We start from the raw sequence: 16,256 nt of genomic DNA, 5'->3' as shown, positions 1-16,256 counted from the left end.
GGATCAGGACCGACGGTAGAACGGCAGCGCCACCACGCGGACCGGCTCGCGCCGGCCGCGCACGTCGACCGCGAGCTCCGTGCCCTCGGCGCTGACCTCGGGGGTCACGTACGCCATGGCGATCGGGGTGCCGAGCGTCGGCGAGGGCGCACCCGACGTGACGCGGCCGACCGTGACGGCGTCCTCGGCCGTCGTGGTCAGGACCTCGTAGCCGTGCCGGGCGGCGCGCCGGCCGGAGCCCACCAGGCCGACGAGCACGCGGGACGGGGTGGCGTGCGCCCGGGAGGCGAGCGCGGCGCGCCCGACGAACGGCAGCGGCTCGCCGTCGGCGGTCGTCTTGTCCAGGCGGACCACCCGCCCGAGGCCCGCGTCGTGCGGGGCGGTGGTGGTGTCGAGCTCGTTGCCGTACAGCGGCATGCCCGCCTCCAGCCGCAGGCTGTCGCGCGCCGAGAGCCCGGCGGGCACCAGGCCGAGCGGCGCGCCCGCGGCGAGCAGGTCCCGCCACAGGCCGGGCGCGGCCGCGGCGGGCACGAACAGCTCGAAGCCGTCCTCGCCGGTGTAGCCCGTGCGGGCCACCAGCGCCTCGACGCCGCCGACGGTGGCGGGCACGCCCGCGTAGTACTTCACGTCGCGGACCGCGTCGGCGTGCGCGGGGTCGGTGAGGCCGACGACGATCTCGGCGGACCGGGGGCCCTGCACCGCGATGAGCGCCGTCTCCAGGGACCGGTCGGTGAGCGAGGCCTCGAACGGCGCCAGCCGCTCGGCCAGCGCGGCGGCGACCACCGCGACGTTCGAGGCGTTCGCGACGACCAGGTAGGCCTCGTCCGCGAGCCGGTAGACGATCAGGTCGTCCAGGATCCCGCCGTCCTCCTGCACGATCATCGTGTAGCGCGCGCGTCCGACCGCGAGGCCGGAGATGTTCCCGACCAGCGCGTGGTCGAGGCCGGTGCCGGCCCCGGGGCCGTCCACGTGCAGCTCGCCCATGTGCGACAGGTCGAACAGCCCGGCGGCGGTGCGGACCGCCTGGTGCTCCGCGAGGTCGCCGGCGTAGCGCAGCGGCATCATCCAGCCGGCGAACGGCGTCATCGTGGCGCCCAGGGCGACGTGCTCCGCGTGCAGCGGGGACAGCACGGCCCCCGTCGCGTCGTCGGTGGTCGGGGTGGTCGTCTCGGTCACAGCGCGGCTCCCTCGGCGTAGGCCTCGATGGGCGGGCAGGCGCAGACGAGGTTCCGGTCCCCGTGCGCGCCGTCGATCCGCCGGACCGGCGGCCAGTACTTCCCGGCGCGGAGGCCCGCGACCGGGTAGGCCGCGAGCTCGCGGCCGTAGGGCTTGTCCCAGGCGTCCGCGACGAGCGACGCCGCGGTGTGCGGCGCGTTCCGCAGCGGCGACTCCGCCACGGCCCACCGCCCGGCCGCGACCGCGTCGATCTCGGCGCGGATCGCGACCATCGCCTCGACGAACCGGTCGAGCTCCGCGACGTCCTCCGACTCCGTGGGCTCGACCATCAGCGTGCCCGCCACCGGGAAGGACAGCGTCGGCGCGTGGAAGCCGTAGTCCATCAGCCGCTTCGCGACGTCCTCGGCCGTCACGCCGGTCTGCTTGGTGATCGCGCGCAGGTCGAGGATGCACTCGTGCGCCACCAGACCGGCGGGCCCGGTGTAGAGCACGGGGAAGTGCGGGGCCAGGCGCGAGGCCAGGTAGTTGGCGGACAGCACGGCGGTCTCGGTGGCGCGGCGCAGGCCGTCGCCGCCCATCAGCGCCACGTAGGCCCAGGAGATCGGCAGGATGCCGGCGGACCCGAACGGTGCGGCCGACACGGCCGGGGCGGCCCCGCCGGTCAGCGCGCCGGTGTCGCCGGTGAACACCGCGTCGGTCGCCGGCAGGTACGGCACCAGGTGCGCCGCGACGCCGATCGGGCCCACGCCCGGGCCGCCGCCGCCGTGCGGGATGCAGAACGTCTTGTGCAGGTTGAGGTGCGAGACGTCGCCGCCGAACTCGCCCGGCCGGGCCAGCCCGACCAGCGCGTTGAGGTTGGCGCCGTCGATGTACACCTGCCCACCCGCCGCGTGCACCAGGTCGCAGACCTCGCGCACGTCCTCTTCGTAGACGCCGTGCGTCGACGGGTAGGTGATCATGATCGCGGCCACCCGGGGGCCGTGCTGCTCGAGCTTGGCGCGCAGGTCGTCCAGCTGCACCGAGCCGTCCTCGGCGGTCGCGACGACGACCACCCGCATCCCGGCCAGGGCGGCCGACGCGGCGTTGGTGCCGTGCGCGGACGCGGGGATGAGGCAGAGGTCGCGCACCGGGACGTCCTCGGGCGCGGCGCCGGCGGCGATCGCCTCCGCCCGCCGGCCCTCGTGGTACCCGCGGATCGCGAGCAGCCCGGCGAACTCGCCCTGCGAGCCCGCGTTCGGCTGCACCGACACCGCGGCGTACCCGGTGATCTCGGCCAGCCAGCCCGTGAGGTCGCCGATCAGCTCGGCGTAGCCCGCGGCCTGCTCGGCCGGCACGAACGGGTGCAGGCCGGCGAACCCGGGCCAGGAGATGGCCTCCATCTCGACCGTCGCGTTGAGCTTCATCGTGCAGGAGCCCAGCGGGATCATCGTCCGGTCCAGCGCGAGGTCCTTGTCGGACAGCGCGCGCAGGTACCGGAGCATCGCGGTCTCGGACCGGTGCCGGTGGAACACCGGGTGCGTGAGGTAGTCCGAGGTACGGCGCAGGTGCACCGGGATCGCCGGGGCGTCGAGGCCGTCGGCGGGCCCGGTGGCGAGCGCGCCCGCGTCGGCGTCGCCGAAGGCCGCGAGCACCTCGGCCACGTGCGCCTCGGTGGTCACCTCGTCGCAGGTCACCTGGACGTGGTCGTCGTCCGCCGCCCAGACGTTGATCCCCCGGGCGGCCGCGGCGGCGACCACGGCGCGCGCCCGGCCCGGCACCACGGCGCGGACGGTGTCGAAGAACTGCGCGTGCTCGACGGCCACGCCGCCGGCGCGCAGCCCGTCCGCGAGCGCGACGGCCCGCGCGTGCACCCGCTCGGCGATCTCCCGCAGGCCGTCGGGCCCGTGGTAGACCGCGTACATCGAGGCGACGATCGCGAGCAGGGCCTGCGCGGTGCAGATGTTGCTGGTCGCCTTCTCGCGGCGGATGTGCTGCTCGCGCGTCTGCAGGGCGAGCCGGTACGCGGTGGCGCCGTCGGCGTCGATCGACACCCCGACCAGGCGGCCGGGGAGCGAGCGCTCCAGGCCGGTCCGCACGGCCATGTAGGCGGCGTGCGGGCCGCCGTAGAACAGCGGGACGCCGAACCGCTGGGCCGAGCCGACCGCGATGTCGGCGCCCTGCTCGCCCGGCGGCGTGAGCAGCGTGAGCGACAGCAGGTCCGCGGCGACCGTGACCAGCGCGCCCGCGTCCTTGGCGGCGGCGATCAGCGGCGCGAGGTCCCGCACGGCGCCTGACGCGCCGGGCGCCTGGAGCACGAGGCCGACCAGCGCCTCGTCGCCGAGGTCCGGCAGCCCGTCGGTCAGGTCGGCGACCCGGACGCCCAGGCCCGCGGCCTCCGCCCGGCCCAGCGTGACCGCGAGGGTCTGCGGCAGGCAGTCGGCGTCCAGCACCACGACTCCCGTGCGGCCCTTGGCCGCGCGGTGCATGAGCGCGACCGCCTCGGCGACCGCGGTGGCCTCGTCGAGCAGCGACGCGTTGGCGACCGGCAGCGCGGTGAGGTCGGCGACCACGGTCTGGAAGTTGAGCAGCGCCTCGAGCCGCCCCTGGGAGATCTCCGGCTGGTAGGGCGTGTACGCGGTGTACCAGGCCGGGGACTCGAGCACGTTCCGGCGGATCACCGGCGGCGTCACGGTGTCGTGATAGCCCAGCCCGATCATCTGGGTCAGCACGGTGTTCTTGTCCGCGATCGTCCGCAGCGCGGCCAGCACCTCGGACTCGCCCCGCGCCTCGGGCAGCGCGAGCGGGCGGTCCGTGCGGATGCTCGCCGGGACCGCCGCGTCGATCAGCGCGTCCAGGCTCGGCCAGCCGTCGCCGACGTGCGCGAGCAGGCCCGCGACGTCGCCCGGGCGGGGGCCGACGTGCCGGTCGGCGAAGCCGCGCGCGGCGTCGGTGCGGTCCGCGGGCACGGCGGCGCGCGGGGTCCCGGCGGCCGTCGTGCGGGCGTCGGTGGGGAGGTCCTCGAGGTGGGTCACGCGGCTGCTCCGGGCGGGTCGGACGTGCAAGGCGGACGGGCGGGTGGTGCGCGTCTCCCCGCTCTGTCATCCGCCGGCCGCGGGCGTGCCGCGGACGTACGACCTGAGAGTTTTGCCGGTCCGCCGTGCCCGTGAGGGCCGGGGCGCGCCGACTTGCACCGTCGGTGGGCCGGCGTGCGCCGGCCGCTTTCCAGAGTTGCCTCGCCACGGCGGTACGGGGGCCTGAGAGATTCCCGGGGAGGGTTGCTCCTTCGGCGCCTCGCGGTCACGACCGCCGGGGCGGTCGCGCGGGAGGGCTCTCCCGCCGCGGTTCGAGCAGCGTGTTGAGTTGTCTGGGTCACAGCCTAACCGCGGACGTGGGCCGTTCGTCCCGCGCGTCCGGTCTGCGGGCGTTACGGCTCCGTGAACTCTGCCGCGGGCAGCGGCAGCACGACCGTGGCGGCCGAGTCGGCGCCGCGGGCGCGGGCGTCCGCCACCACGCGCTCGACCTCGGGGAGCGGCCCCTCGACCAGCACCGGCTGGCCCGCGCCGGGGTCGCCGGACCAGCGCACGGCCGCGCCGTCGGGCGGCACGAACGTCCCGGACTCGCGCGGCAGGTGCACCACCGCGGCCGCCCGGACCGCCGGGTCGTCGACCGCGCGCACCTCGGCCGACCGGACGGCCGCGAGCCGCCGCAGCGTGCGCAGGAGCAGGCGCTGCCGGCGCTCGGAGGCCGTGAACGTCACCACGATGAGGCCGACGCCGTCGGCCACGTCGCCGGTGGTCAGGGAGTCGAACGAGACGCCCCGGGTGGAGAACACGCCGGTCAGCGCGGTGAGGGTGCCGGTCGCGTCGGCACCGGCCACGAAGGCGACCCAGCGGCGGTCGGCCCCCGGGGCGGCCGCGGCGGCACCCGCGGGCCCGACGGCGGTCACCGGCCCGCCCCCGCGCCCAGGCCCCACGGCGCGAGCATCGCGTCGATCCGCGCCGCGGAGGCCAGCAGCCGGCGCGCCTCGTCCGGCTCGGGCTCGTCCAGCAGCACCCGCGTCCAGCCCTCGGGTCCCAGCACCACCGGCACCCCGAGCACCCCGCGCAGCGGCGTCCCCGCCACGGCCACCTCCCCGTCCAGCGCGACCTGGCCGGCGACGACGATGTCCCGCCCGTCGAGCACGGTGTCCACCAGGTCGACCGTCGCGTTCGCGGTGGCCGCCGCCGTCTTGGCGCCGCTCTGGTGCGTGAGCCACGGGCGCGCGACGCCGCGCAGGTCCGGCGGCCAGGTCTCGACCAGGTCGAACGCCGCGGCCACGTCGTCGGCCATCAGGCCGCCGAGGTCCCGCTTCGCGTCCTCGATCTCGGCCGCGAACCCGTCGAGGGTCCGCCCGCCGCGCAGCGCCGCCACCGCACGCCGCCGCTCCTCGACGTCGAGCCCGCTGATCCGGACCGTGGACCACAGCGGCACGAGGTCGTCCCCGTGCTGCCCCGCGACGAACCCGCCCACCCGGTGCCGGCGCACGCCGAGGGACACCGCGACCTCGCGGCGGAACCGCAGCGTGTCCAGCCAGGCGCCCATGCCGATCACCCGGTGCCGGCCCAGCTCGCGGGCCACGACGGCCACGCCCAGCTCCACGGGGTTCGACACCACGACGACCACCTCGTGGCCGGAGCCGTGCCGCGCGATCGCGCGGGCGTAGGAGGCGAACACCTCGTGGTTCTCCGCCGCGAGCGCCGCCCGGTCCGTCACCGCCCCGGCGCGCGCCGGCGCCGTCCGGCCGGCGGTCAGCACGACGACGTCGGCGACCACGTCCTCCGGGTCGAGCGCCACGTCGATGAGCGGGGCGTGCTCGTCGTACGCGTCGACCAGGTCCGCGCGCAGCCCGTAGGACGCCCGCCCCGACGCACCGCCCGGCCGCCCGACGAGCTGCAGCCGCGACGTCGTCGGCAGCACCCGCCGCTCGATGAGCTGCGCGCACACCTGCCGCCCGACGTCCCCCGTCGCTCCCAGCACCGCCACGTCCACGCGCCCGACCCTAGGTCACGGGGCCGGGAGGCGCGGCGGGACCTCGGCCGGTCTCAGTCGAAGTCGAGCAGGTCGCCCAGCCAGGACTCCCGCTTCTTCTTCTTGCCGTACGGGTACCGCGGGTCGCGGCGGTCGTCGTACCGGCGGTCGTCGGGGCGGCGGTCGTCGGGGCGGCGGTCGTACCCGCGGTCGTCGCGGTAGCCCCGGTCGTCGCGGTAGCCGCCGTCCCCGCGGTGGCCCGGGTCGCGGTAGCCGTCGTAGCCCGGGGCGGGCGGGTACCCGGGGGCGGGCGCCGACGGGTAGGCGGGGGCGGCGGGGCCGGGGTCCGGCGCCCCCGGCGCGGGCGCCCCGGCGGCGCGGTCGAGGATCTTGTCGAGCTCGCCGCGGTCCAGCCAGATCCCGCGGCACGACGGGCAGTAGTCGATCTCGACGCCCTGCCGCTCCGCCATCACCAGCTCGGCCCCGTCCGTGGGACACCTCATGTCGCCCTCCTCGCCCGTGCGCGCCCCGGGGACGCGCGTCCTGCCCGGCCCAACGGACGGGGGCGGGGCTCGGTTCCGGGCGCCGGGGGCGTGGGCGGCGCTAGAGCGTCCGCTGCCAGGCGACGACCCGGTCCACCGCCTCCGCCACGACGGCCGGCGCGGACGCGAACGACAGCCGCACCCAGTCGTGCCCGTCCACCGAGTCGAAGTCGGTGCCGGGGGTGAGCGCGACGCCGGCCTCGTCGAGCAGCCGGGCGCACCAGGTCCGCGAGTCCAGCCCGGTCGCCGACACGTCCGCGTACACGTAGAACGCCCCGTCGGCGGGCGCGACCCGGGACCAGCCGAGCTCCGGCAGCCGGTCCAGCACCGACCGGCGGGACGCCGCGTACTGGGCGACGTTCGCCTCGGCGGCGGCGTACCCCTCGGGCGTGAACGCCGCGACGCCCGCGTGCTGGGCGAGCGCCGGCGGGCACAGCGCCACGTTCCCGGCGAGCGCGTCGACCGGTGCCGCCAGGTCCTCGGGCAGCAGCAGCCAGCCGAGCCGCCAGCCGGTCATCGCCCAGAACTTCGAGAACGAGTTGACCACGACGGTGCCGGTGCCGAGCGACGTCGCGGCGGTGGGCGCACCGGCCGGGCCGGGCTCGGCGGCGACCGCGTCGGCGTAGGTGATGCCGTGGTAGATCTCGTCCGACACCAGCCGGACGCCGTGCTCCGCGCACCACCCGGCGAGCCCGTCGAGCGACGCCCGGTCGATCAGCGTCCCGGTCGGGTTCGCGGGGCCGGCGACGACGAGCCCGTCCACAGGGCGGTCCAGCGCCTCCAGCTGCTCGACCGTCGGCTGGTACCGGGTCTCCGGACCGCACGGCAGCTCGACGACCTCGCACCCGAGCGAGGCGAGGATGTTCTTGTACGCGGGGTACCCGGGCCGGGCCAGCGCCACCCGGTCGCCGACGTCGAAGGCCGCCAGGAACGTGAGCATGAACCCGCCCGACGACCCGGTGGTGACGGCCACCCGCGCCGGGTCGACGTCGACGCCGTACCAGGACCGGTAGTGGCCGGCGATGGCCGCACGCAGCGCCGGGCTGCCGAGCGCCTCGGTGTACCCGAGGTCGCCGCCCGAGAGCAGCTGCACGGCGCGCTCGCGCACCACGTCGGAGGCGCCGGTCGACGGCTCGCCGACGCACAGGTTGAGCACCGACTGGCCGGCGGCGCGGCGGGCGTTGGCAGCCGCGACGATGTCCATCACGGCGAACGGGGGCACCTGGGAGCGCGCGGAGACCTTCACCCGCCCCATCCTGCCCCGGCCCGCGCCCAGCGCGCCCGCCCCGCGGCGCCGGGGCGCCCGGGCGCGCGCCGAGCGCGGCACCTCGCGCCGAGCGCGGCACCTCCAACCGAGCGCGGCACCTCCAGCCACCGCGCTCGCCGCGCGCTGCCGCGCTCGCAGCGAGCCGCCTGCGGTTTCCTGCGCGGACACCCCCGATCCGCACGAGCGGTGCCGGAAGGCGTAGGCCGCACCCGCCGCCGCGCCGCGCCCGCAGCACCCGCCGTGGGCCGCGCCCGCCGCCGCGGTCAGGCGCGCGCCGCGTCCCGGTCCGACAGCGCCGCGCGGACCGCGTCGACGACGCCGTCCGCCGCCGCCTCGATCTCGTCCAGGCAGTGCTCGAAGTTCTCCGGCCCGCCGTACCACGGGTCGTCGACGTCGAGCAGGTGCTCGTCCGCGCGGTCCGCCACCCGCGGCGCCGCCGGGTCGAACGTCCGGAACATCACCACCCGCCCGGCCGCCTCGTCGTCGTCGGCGATCCGCCGCAGCGCCCGGGCGTGCGACGCGGTCATCGCCAGCACCAGGTCGCGGTGGGCCAGGTCGCCCGCCCGCACCTGGCGAGCCTCCCGCCGGGGCACGTCGTAGCCGCGCGAGGCCAGCGCCGCGCGGGCCCGGCGATCGATCGGGTTGCCGTGCTCCTCGTCGCTGACCCCGGTCGAGTCGACCACCACCCGGTCGCCGAGCCCGGCGTCCTCCAGGCGGGCGCGCAGCACCACCTCGGCCATCGGGGACCGGCAGATGTTGCCGGTGCACACCGTCATCACGCGGTAGCGGTCGTCCGTCACGCCGGGTCCTCCCAGGGGGTCGTCGGGTCCGGCGTCCATCCTGGCACCCGGACCGGGACCCCGGCCCGGGCGACCGGCCCGCTCAGTGCCCGCCGCCGCCGAGAGCCTCCGCCAACCGCCCGAGCCGCCGCGCGCTGTCCGCGTTCAGCCCGACCACCTCCGCCGTCTTCCCCTTGGCGGCGTACTTGGTGACGATCGCGTCCAGCGTGGCCGCCGTCGACGCGTCCCAGACGTGCGCGTCCGCCAGGTCGATGACCACCCGCGCGGGGTCGCCGTCGTAGTCGAACTGGTAGACGAGGTCGTTCGACGACGCGAAGAACAGCGCCCCGGACACCGCGTACCGCCGCACGCCGGGGTCCTCCCCCGCGTCGAGCCGGGTGACGGTCGTCAGGTGCGCCACGCGGCGGGCGAACAGGACCGTCGCCACCAGGACGCCCGACACGACGCCGTACGCGAGGTTGTGCGTGGCGACGGTGACCGCGACCGTCACGAGCATCACCGCGGTCTCGCTCAGCGGCATCCGGCGCAGCGTCGACGGCCGCACCGAGTGCCAGTCGAACGTCGCGACGCAGACCATCACCATGACGGCCACCAGCGCGGCCATCGGGATCGCCCCGACGACGTCGCCGAGCACCACGACCAGGACCAGCAGGAACGCCCCGGCCAGGAACGTCGAGATCCGGGTGCGGGCACCCGAGACCTTCACGTTGATCATCGTCTGGCCGATCATCGCGCAGCCGCCCATGCCGCCGAACAGGCCGGAGAGCACGTTCGCGGCGCCCTGTCCCCAGGCCTCGCGGGTCTTGTCCGAGTGGGTGTCGGTGACGTCGTCGACGAGCTTCGCGGTCATCAGCGACTCGAGCAGCCCGACCAGCGCGAGCCCGACGGCGTACGGCGCGATGATCCGCAGCGTCTCCAGGTTCAGCGGGACGTCGGGCAGCACGAACGCGGGCAGGCTGTCCGGCAGCTCGCCCTGGTCGCGCACCCGCGGGACGGCCAGCCCCGCCACGACGGTCACGACGGTCAGCAGCACGATCGCCACCAGCGGCGCCGGCACCACCGTCGTGAGCCGCGGCAGCAGCGCGATGATCGCGATCCCCGCCGTCACCAGCGGGTAGACCACCCACGGCACGTCGACCAGGTGCGGCAGCTGCGCGACGAGCACCAGGATCGCCAGGGCGTTGACGAACCCGACCATGACCGACCGCGGGATGAACCGCATGAGCCGCGCCACCCCGAGCAGCCCCAGCGCCACCTGGATCACGCCGCCCAGGACGACGGTCGCCAGCAGGTACTGCACCCCGTGGTCCCGCACGACCGGGGCCACCACCAGCGCCACGGCGCCGGTCGCGGCGGAGATCATCGCCGGCCGGCCGCCGAGGAACGCGAGCGAGACCGCCATCACGAACGACGAGAACAGCCCGACGCGCGGGTCGACGCCGGCGACGATGGAGAAGGAGATCGCCTCCGGGATCAGCGCGAGGGCCACCACCAGGCCGCCGAGCACCTCGGTGCGCAGCCGGGCCGGCGAGCGCAGCGCCGTGCGCACCGACCACGAAGCGTCGGCCTCGGGGACGGCGGGGTGCGCACCGTCGGGCGGCGCGGGGGCGGGCTGGGGGGTCGCGGGCACGCGGGATCCGTTCGAGGTCGGGTGGGGGCCGACGGGATCGTACTCTCACGCGGCGTCAGGGTTGCCCCGCACCCCCGTCGCCGACGAGCCCCCGCACCGCTACCGTCGCTGCCAGCCGGGGCACGCGCCCCGCCGACCGGTGCGGAGGAGACGCATGGACGACGACCTGATCGTGGTGACGGGCGCCTCGGGCCGGGTGGGCCGACGGCTCGCCGTCCGGCTCGCCGCGGAGGGGGCGCACCAGCGCCTGGTGGTCCGCTCCCCCGACCGCGCCCCGTCGATCCCGGGCACCGAGACCGAGGTCGCCCTCAGCCCCGGGTACCGCGACGTGGCGTCGATGCGGGCGGCGTTCGCGGGCGCGCGGACCGTGTTCCTCGTGTCCGGGCGCGAGTCCGCGGACCGGGTCGCCGAGCACCGGGCCGCCGTGGACGCGGCCGTCGACGCCGGGGTCGAGCGGCTGGTCTACCTGTCGTTCATGGGCGCGGCGCCCGACGCGACGTTCACGTTCGCCCGCGACCACTGGGTCACCGAGGAGCACATCCGCGCGTCCGGCCTGCGGTTCACGTTCCTGCGGGACTGCCTGTACCACGACGCGATCGTGCACTTCGTGGGCGAGGACGGCGTGATCCGCGGGCCGGCGGGCGACGGCCTGGTCGCCGCGGTCGCGCACGACGACGTCGCGGACGTGGCCACCGCGGTGCTGCTCGACGAGCGGGCGCACGCGCACGACGGGACCACCTACGACGTCACCGGCCCCAGCGGGTACACCCTCGCCGAGGCGGCGCAGGTCCTGTCCTCCGCGACCGGTCGGGAGATCACCTACCACCCGGAGACGGTCGAGGAGGCCTACGCGTCCCGTGCCGTGTACGCCGCCGAGCCGTGGGAGGTCGACGGCTGGGTGTCCTCGTACACGGCCATCGCCGCGGGCGAGCTCGCGACCCCGTCGCCGATCGTGCGGCGCCTGTCGGGCCGCCCGGCGCAGTCCCTCGCCGAGTGGCTGACGGTCAATCCGCAGGAGTGGGCGCACCTGCGCGCCTGACCCGCGGGCCCCGCGGCCACGACGCGACGGGGGCGGCGCCCGACCTCCCCCGAGCGCGCGCCGCCCCCGCCCGTCCAGGCGTCCGCGCGACCGCGACGGGCGTCCACGTCACGGTCGCCGACCGCGCTGGCCGGGGGGCGTCGGCGGGGTGAACGCGGGGCGTCGGTCGCGCGTCGGCTCCGCGGCGCGACCGGCTCGGCGGCGCGACCGCGCGCCGGCGGGCGCGCCCCGACAGGGGTCAGCCCTTGCGGGCGGTGAGCACCAGCGGGCCGTCGGCCGTGATCGCGACGGTGTGCTCGGCGTGCGCGGCGCGCGAGCCGTCGGCGGTCCGGATCGTCCAGCCGTCCGGGTCGATCACGTAGCCGTCGCTCCCGGACATGAACCACGGCTCGATCGCGATGACGAGTCCGGCCTTGAGCTTCAGACCGGTCCCGCGGCGGCCGAGGTTCGGCACGTGCGGCTCCTCGTGCATCGTCCGCCCGACGCCGTGGCCGCCGAAGTCGGCGTTGATCCCGAGACCCGCAGCGCGGCCGACCTCGCCGATCGCCGCGGAGATGTCCCCCATCCGGTTGCCCGCGCGCGCCTGCGCGATGCCCGCCGCGAGCGCCTCCTCGGTGACCCGGATCAGCCGCTGGGACTCCGGGTCGGGCGTACCGAGCTGGAAGGTGAGCGCCGAGTCGGCGACCCAGCCGTTCACCTGCGCCGCGAAGTCGATGCTCAGCACGTCGCCGTCCGCGAGCACCTGCTCCGACGGCAGGCCGTGCAGCGCGGCGTCGTTCACGCTGGTGCAGAGCACGCCCGGGTACGGCATCGCACCGAACGACGGGTGGTAGCCCAGGTAGACGGAGTGGGCGCCGGCGTCGTCGATCAGGCGGTGGGCGTGCGCGTCGAGCTCCTTCAGCGTCATGCCCACCCGGGCGACGTCCTGCAGGCTGCTCAGCACGCGGGCCACGAAGGCACCCGCCGCCCGCATCGCCTCGATCTCGCGGGGTGTCTTCAGCTCGGCCACGCGCCCACCCTAGACGCGCCGGGGCGCTCGGCTCAGCCCGTGGCGGCGCTGCCGTCGGCCGCGAGCGCCGCGACGCCCGCCACCAGCATCCCGACCAGCACGTCGAAGCTGCGGTCCCGGTCCTGCGGCATCCGGAAGCCGCCGCCGAGCTCAAGGGCCACGAACCCGTGCACGCCCGCCCGGACCGCCCGCACGGCGTCGACCGACCGCTCCTCGGGCAGGTCGAACCCGCGCAGCGCGGCCGCGATCACCTCGACGGTGCGCGCCGCAGCGGCGGCCAGCGCGGCCGAGTCGGGGTCGGCCGGGTCCGGCGCGACCTGGACGGCGGCGTACCGGCCCGGGTGGGCGTGGGCGTAGCCGCGCATCGCACCCGCCAGCGCCCGGAGCGCGTCGGGGCCGGAGCGGCCGACGGTCGCGTCGACGAGCCGCGCGCCGAGGTCCTGCACCGTGAGGACGGCGACCTCCCGGCGCAGCGCGGCCAGCGAGCCCACGTGCTTGTAGAGGCTCGGCGTCGCGACGCCGGCCTCGGCGGCGACCTTGGCGAGCGTGAGGTCGGCGAAGCCGGTGGGTCCGCCGTCGTCCACCAGGTCGAGCGCGATCCGGGCGACCGCCTCGCGGGACAGGCCGGCCCTAGGCACCGGCGACCCCGTCGGCCGGTGCGGCGGGGGCCACCGGCGCGACCTCCCCGAGCAGCCCGAGCACCGCCTCGGCCACGACCTCCGGCGTCTGGTGCTGCGGGTAGTGCCCGGCGTCCTCGACCAGGACCGCCCGGGCGCCGATCGCGTCCCGGATCCACGCGAGCTCGGCGGCGGGGTCCTTCCAGTCGGGGTCGAGCGCTCCGACCACCGCGAGCGCGGGCGCCTGGATGCGTGGCACGCGGGCCTCCACGGGGGCGTGCGTGAGCGCCAGCGTCAGGTCGCGGAACTGGCCCAGGTAGCCGGGGCGGCGCAGGCTCGCGCGGATCGCCGCCGTGTGCGCGGCCAGCCGCGGCGACCGGGCGCCCTTGTTGAGCGACCGGTAGTAGCCGGCCCAGGCGGCGGCGCCCCACGGGGCGGCGAGCATCGCCCGGTAGACCAGCGGCATCACCGCGCGCACCGCACCGGGGAGCTGCGGGTCGCGCAGGAACGGCGCCAGCAGGACCAGCCCGCGGACCAGGTCCGGCCGGTCGGCCGCGACCACGGCCGCCGCCGAGGAGCCCATCGAGTTGCCGACGAGCACCGCGGGCCCCGCGGCCAGGTGCTCGACCAGCGCGACGACGTCGCCCGCCGTCGCCTCGTCGCCGTGCGTCGTGAACCCGGCGTCGGAGTCGCCGTGGCCGCGCAGGTCGGTGGTGACGACCCGGTAGCCGGCACCGAGCAGGGCGGCCCGGAGCTCGTCGTAGGTGGACCGCAGGTCGCCCATCCCGGGGACCATGACGACGAGCGGCCCGGTGCCGGCGTCGTCGTAGGCGACCCTCCCCTCGGGCCGCGGCAGGTGCAGCGTGCGTCGTACGTCTTTGTTGTCCATAGCCCGTAGGCTAATGCCATTAGCTTTCGACCGCAAGGGGGTCGGGTGCGGCATGCTCACCGGGTGCTGCACGACGTCATCCTCGAGGGCCACGGCGCCCGGCTCGTCCCGCTCGACCTCCCCCACGCGGAGGCGCTCGCCGCGTTCGTCGACGCGCGGGTGTGGGCCGGGATGTCGTCCGCGCTGCCCGTCGGCGTCGACGCCTGGCGCGCCGAGATCGACGGAGCCCGCGCGGCGCCCGGCCGGCTGGCGTTCGCGGCGCTCGACGCCGAGACCGGCGAGGTCCGGGGCAGCACGTCGTTCTACGACCGGGACCTCCGGGTGCCCCGCGTCGAGATCGGGCACACCTTCTTCGCCCCGCAGTGGTGGGGCACGTCGAACAACCCGGCCTGCAAGCTGCTCATGCTGGAGCACGCCTTCGACGTCTGGGGCTGCGCGCGGGTCGCGCTGCGGGCCGACACCCGGAACACCCGCTCCGTCGCGGCGATCACCCGGCTCGGCGCCGTCCCCGAGGGCGTGCTGCGGAACCACCGGCTCGCGCCGGACGGCTCGCGCGGCGACACCGCGTACTTCTCGATCCTGCCGGACGAGTGGCCGGCGGTGCGCGCGGGGCTGCGGGCGCGGCTCGGCGTCGCCTGAGCCCCGTCCCGCGTGCCCGGGCGTCCGCGCCCGGGCAGGGAACAGCCCGTGGGCCGGGCCTCCTGCTGGAGGGCCCTGCCGCGAAGGACGAGCTCGCGGCTCCCACGGGCTGCGGTGACTGCAGGGATTCGCCCGTCGCGGTCGCCGGTCGGACCGGCGGCGCGGCGAACGGATCGCAATCCGTCCGAACACTGCTGTCCGCGACTAGCGGGCAGTCACCTCACGCGTCCAAGAAGACTTCATGTCTCGGACCGCCTCCTTCCCGTGTGCCTCGACCGTACGTCCGCCCCGCGGCGCGCACCAACAGATTTTCCCCACGGCGGAACCAGGTCGGTTGACCAGGAACAACGGGTGCCCTCCTCGGCGTTGGCCCGGCATGACCACGATCGGATTCATCGGCGCCGGCCACATCGGCGGCGCGCTCGCCCGCCTGGCCGTCCAGCACGGGCAGACGCCCGTCCTCAGCAACTCGCGCGGTCCGCACACGCTCGTGGACCTGGTGTCCGAGCTCGGCGACGGCGCGCGCGCCGGCACCGCCGAGGAGGCCGCGACGGACGGCGACGTCGTCGTCGTCACCGTGCCGTTCCACGCCTACGCGCAGGTCCCCGCCGCGCCCCTGGCCGGCAAGGTCGTCATCGACACCAACAACTACTACTGGGAGCGCGACGGCCACGTGGCCGCGCTCGACGACGGCTCCACCACCAGCGCCGAGCTGCTGGCCGACCACCTGGGCGGCGCCCGGGTCGTCAAGGCGTTCAACCACATCACCGCCGCCGACCTCGGGTCGAAGGGCACGCCCGCCGGGACCCCCGGCCGCCGCGCGCTCGCGATCGCCGGCGACGACGCGGACGCCAAGGCCGAGGTGACCGCGCTCATCGACCGGTGGGGCTTCGACGTCGTGGACGCGGGCACGCTGTCCGAGGGCTGGCGGTTCCAGCGGGACACCCCCGCGTACGGCGCCGAGCTCGACGCCGAGGGGCTGCGCGCCGCGCTCGCCGCGGCGACCCGCTGACCCGACCTCCGCGGCGCCCGGTCCGGCGCGGCGGCGGCGCGGCTCAGCCCGCGGTGCCGTCGCGCTGCTCCGGGACCCGCACCTCGGGCGTCAGCCGGTAGCCCAGGCCCCGGACGGTGCTGATCGCGGTCCGGTCGCCCGACCCCTCCGCGAGCTTCCGGCGCAGGTTCGCCATGTGCACCTCGATGCTGCGCCGGTCCGCGTCCGTCGGCGTCGGCACCGCGTGCGGCCCGTGCACCGCGACCGCCACCGCGAGCTCGTCCTTCGACACCGGCTGACCCGCGCGCTCCGCGAGCGCCACGAGGATCTCGAACTCGCTGCGGGTCAGCGGGACCGGGCGGTCCGCGACGCGCACGCACCGCGCGGGCACCTCGACCACGAGGTCCCCGCGCACCAGCACCCGGCCGTCGTCGAGGCCGGAGTCGTCTCCGATCGCCATCGGTTCACGGTACGTCGGGGACGTCGCGCCGTCGCGCGGTGCCGCGTCCCCACCGGTCGGCGCCCCGCCCTGCGCCGGGGTCGAGGTGGTACCACCCACGCCCCCGGAACCGAACCTCAGAATCCCTGACGCGTCGCCCCCTCGCGTCGATGAGGCCCCCGTTCAACGAGCACGGGGATCGCTCCCCGTCCGACAGGGGGAGAACCCAGTG

General features: G+C 76.5%; 15 protein-coding genes and 1 riboswitch. Of the genes, 3 read left to right on the top strand and 12 right to left on the bottom strand.

From position 1 onward, the window contains the following. Window positions 1-3: 3 nt before the first annotated feature. From gcvT to FKM96_RS10170, 8 genes are all read right to left on the bottom strand, one after another. Window positions 4-1,086: a glycine cleavage system aminomethyltransferase GcvT gene (gene gcvT / locus FKM96_RS10205; protein WP_147797047.1), complete on the bottom strand. Its 1,083-nt coding sequence runs from the start codon at window positions 1,084-1,086 to the stop codon at window positions 4-6. A gap of 86 nt (window positions 1,087-1,172) precedes the next feature. Beyond that, window positions 1,173-4,187, bottom strand: coding sequence for an aminomethyl-transferring glycine dehydrogenase (gene gcvP, locus FKM96_RS10200; protein WP_210417410.1), 3,015 nt, complete (start codon window positions 4,185-4,187; stop codon window positions 1,173-1,175). A 200-nt stretch (window positions 4,188-4,387) separates the two neighbouring features. Next, window positions 4,388-4,501, bottom strand: a riboswitch (glycine riboswitch). Window positions 4,502-4,579: 78 nt separating this feature from the next. Then, window positions 4,580-5,101, bottom strand: a complete 522-nt coding sequence (locus FKM96_RS10195; protein ID WP_147795135.1) for a hypothetical protein — start codon at window positions 5,099-5,101, stop codon at window positions 4,580-4,582. Next, window positions 5,098-6,183 (bottom strand): lactate dehydrogenase, encoded by a 1,086-nt coding sequence (locus FKM96_RS10190; protein ID WP_147795134.1) that lies wholly within the window; start codon window positions 6,181-6,183, stop codon window positions 5,098-5,100. Before FKM96_RS10190 ends, FKM96_RS10195 begins: the two co-directional genes overlap by 4 nt. Before the next feature lie 53 nt (window positions 6,184-6,236). Further along, a complete protein-coding gene (locus FKM96_RS10185) occupies window positions 6,237-6,665 on the bottom strand; it encodes a zf-TFIIB domain-containing protein (protein WP_147795133.1) in 429 nt (142 codons plus the stop codon). 100 nt (window positions 6,666-6,765) lie between these two features. Next, complete coding sequence (locus FKM96_RS10180) at window positions 6,766-7,950, bottom strand: pyridoxal phosphate-dependent aminotransferase (RefSeq protein WP_147795132.1); 1,185 nt, start codon at window positions 7,948-7,950, stop codon at window positions 6,766-6,768. 284 nt (window positions 7,951-8,234) lie between these two features. Beyond that, entirely contained in the window at window positions 8,235-8,747 is a 513-nt protein-coding gene (locus FKM96_RS10175) for a low molecular weight protein-tyrosine-phosphatase (RefSeq protein ID WP_147797045.1), read from the bottom strand. A gap of 106 nt (window positions 8,748-8,853) precedes the next feature. Beyond that, window positions 8,854-10,401, bottom strand: a complete 1,548-nt coding sequence (locus FKM96_RS10170; RefSeq protein WP_147795131.1) for a SulP family inorganic anion transporter — start codon at window positions 10,399-10,401, stop codon at window positions 8,854-8,856. A 154-nt stretch (window positions 10,402-10,555) separates the two neighbouring features. Here FKM96_RS10170 and FKM96_RS10165 point away from each other — a divergent pair, with 154 nt between their 5' ends. Beyond that, a complete protein-coding gene (locus tag FKM96_RS10165) occupies window positions 10,556-11,440 on the top strand; it encodes an SDR family oxidoreductase (RefSeq protein WP_147795130.1) in 885 nt (294 codons plus the stop codon). A gap of 238 nt (window positions 11,441-11,678) precedes the next feature. On the opposite strand, the gene map is transcribed toward FKM96_RS10165, so the two are convergent. The 3 genes from map to FKM96_RS10150 are packed head-to-tail and all read right to left on the bottom strand — an operon-like array spanning window position 11,679 to window position 13,955. Beyond that, entirely contained in the window at window positions 11,679-12,449 is a 771-nt protein-coding gene (map, locus tag FKM96_RS10160; RefSeq protein WP_147795129.1) for a type I methionyl aminopeptidase, read from the bottom strand. A 32-nt stretch (window positions 12,450-12,481) separates the two neighbouring features. Next, window positions 12,482-13,087 (bottom strand): TetR/AcrR family transcriptional regulator, encoded by a 606-nt coding sequence (locus tag FKM96_RS10155; protein WP_147795128.1) that lies wholly within the window; start codon window positions 13,085-13,087, stop codon window positions 12,482-12,484. Continuing rightward, on the bottom strand, window positions 13,080-13,955 hold the full coding sequence (locus FKM96_RS10150; RefSeq protein WP_147795127.1) for an alpha/beta fold hydrolase: 876 nt from the start codon (window positions 13,953-13,955) through the stop codon (window positions 13,080-13,082). The genes FKM96_RS10155 and FKM96_RS10150 overlap by 8 nt, the downstream gene beginning before the upstream one ends. 63 nt (window positions 13,956-14,018) lie before the next feature. On the opposite strand from FKM96_RS10150, the gene FKM96_RS10145 reads away from it, so the two are divergent. Together FKM96_RS10145 and FKM96_RS10140 are read left to right on the top strand one after the other, a co-directional pair. Then, on the top strand, window positions 14,019-14,594 hold the full coding sequence (locus FKM96_RS10145) for a GNAT family N-acetyltransferase (RefSeq protein WP_147795126.1): 576 nt from the start codon (window positions 14,019-14,021) through the stop codon (window positions 14,592-14,594). A gap of 376 nt (window positions 14,595-14,970) precedes the next feature. Continuing rightward, window positions 14,971-15,606 (top strand): NADPH-dependent F420 reductase, encoded by a 636-nt coding sequence (locus tag FKM96_RS10140; protein ID WP_147795125.1) that lies wholly within the window; start codon window positions 14,971-14,973, stop codon window positions 15,604-15,606. A 43-nt stretch (window positions 15,607-15,649) separates the two neighbouring features. Here the strand turns inward: FKM96_RS10140 and FKM96_RS10135 are convergent, their stop codons facing one another. Beyond that, on the bottom strand, window positions 15,650-16,045 hold the full coding sequence (locus FKM96_RS10135; RefSeq protein ID WP_147795124.1) for a winged helix-turn-helix domain-containing protein: 396 nt from the start codon (window positions 16,043-16,045) through the stop codon (window positions 15,650-15,652). Window positions 16,046-16,256: the final 211 nt, after the last annotated feature.

This window comes from Cellulomonas sp. Y8 (genome assembly GCF_008033115.1).
GTDB lineage: Bacteria > Actinomycetota > Actinomycetes > Actinomycetales > Cellulomonadaceae > Cellulomonas.
This window is presented reverse-complemented; position numbering and strand designations above follow the sequence as displayed.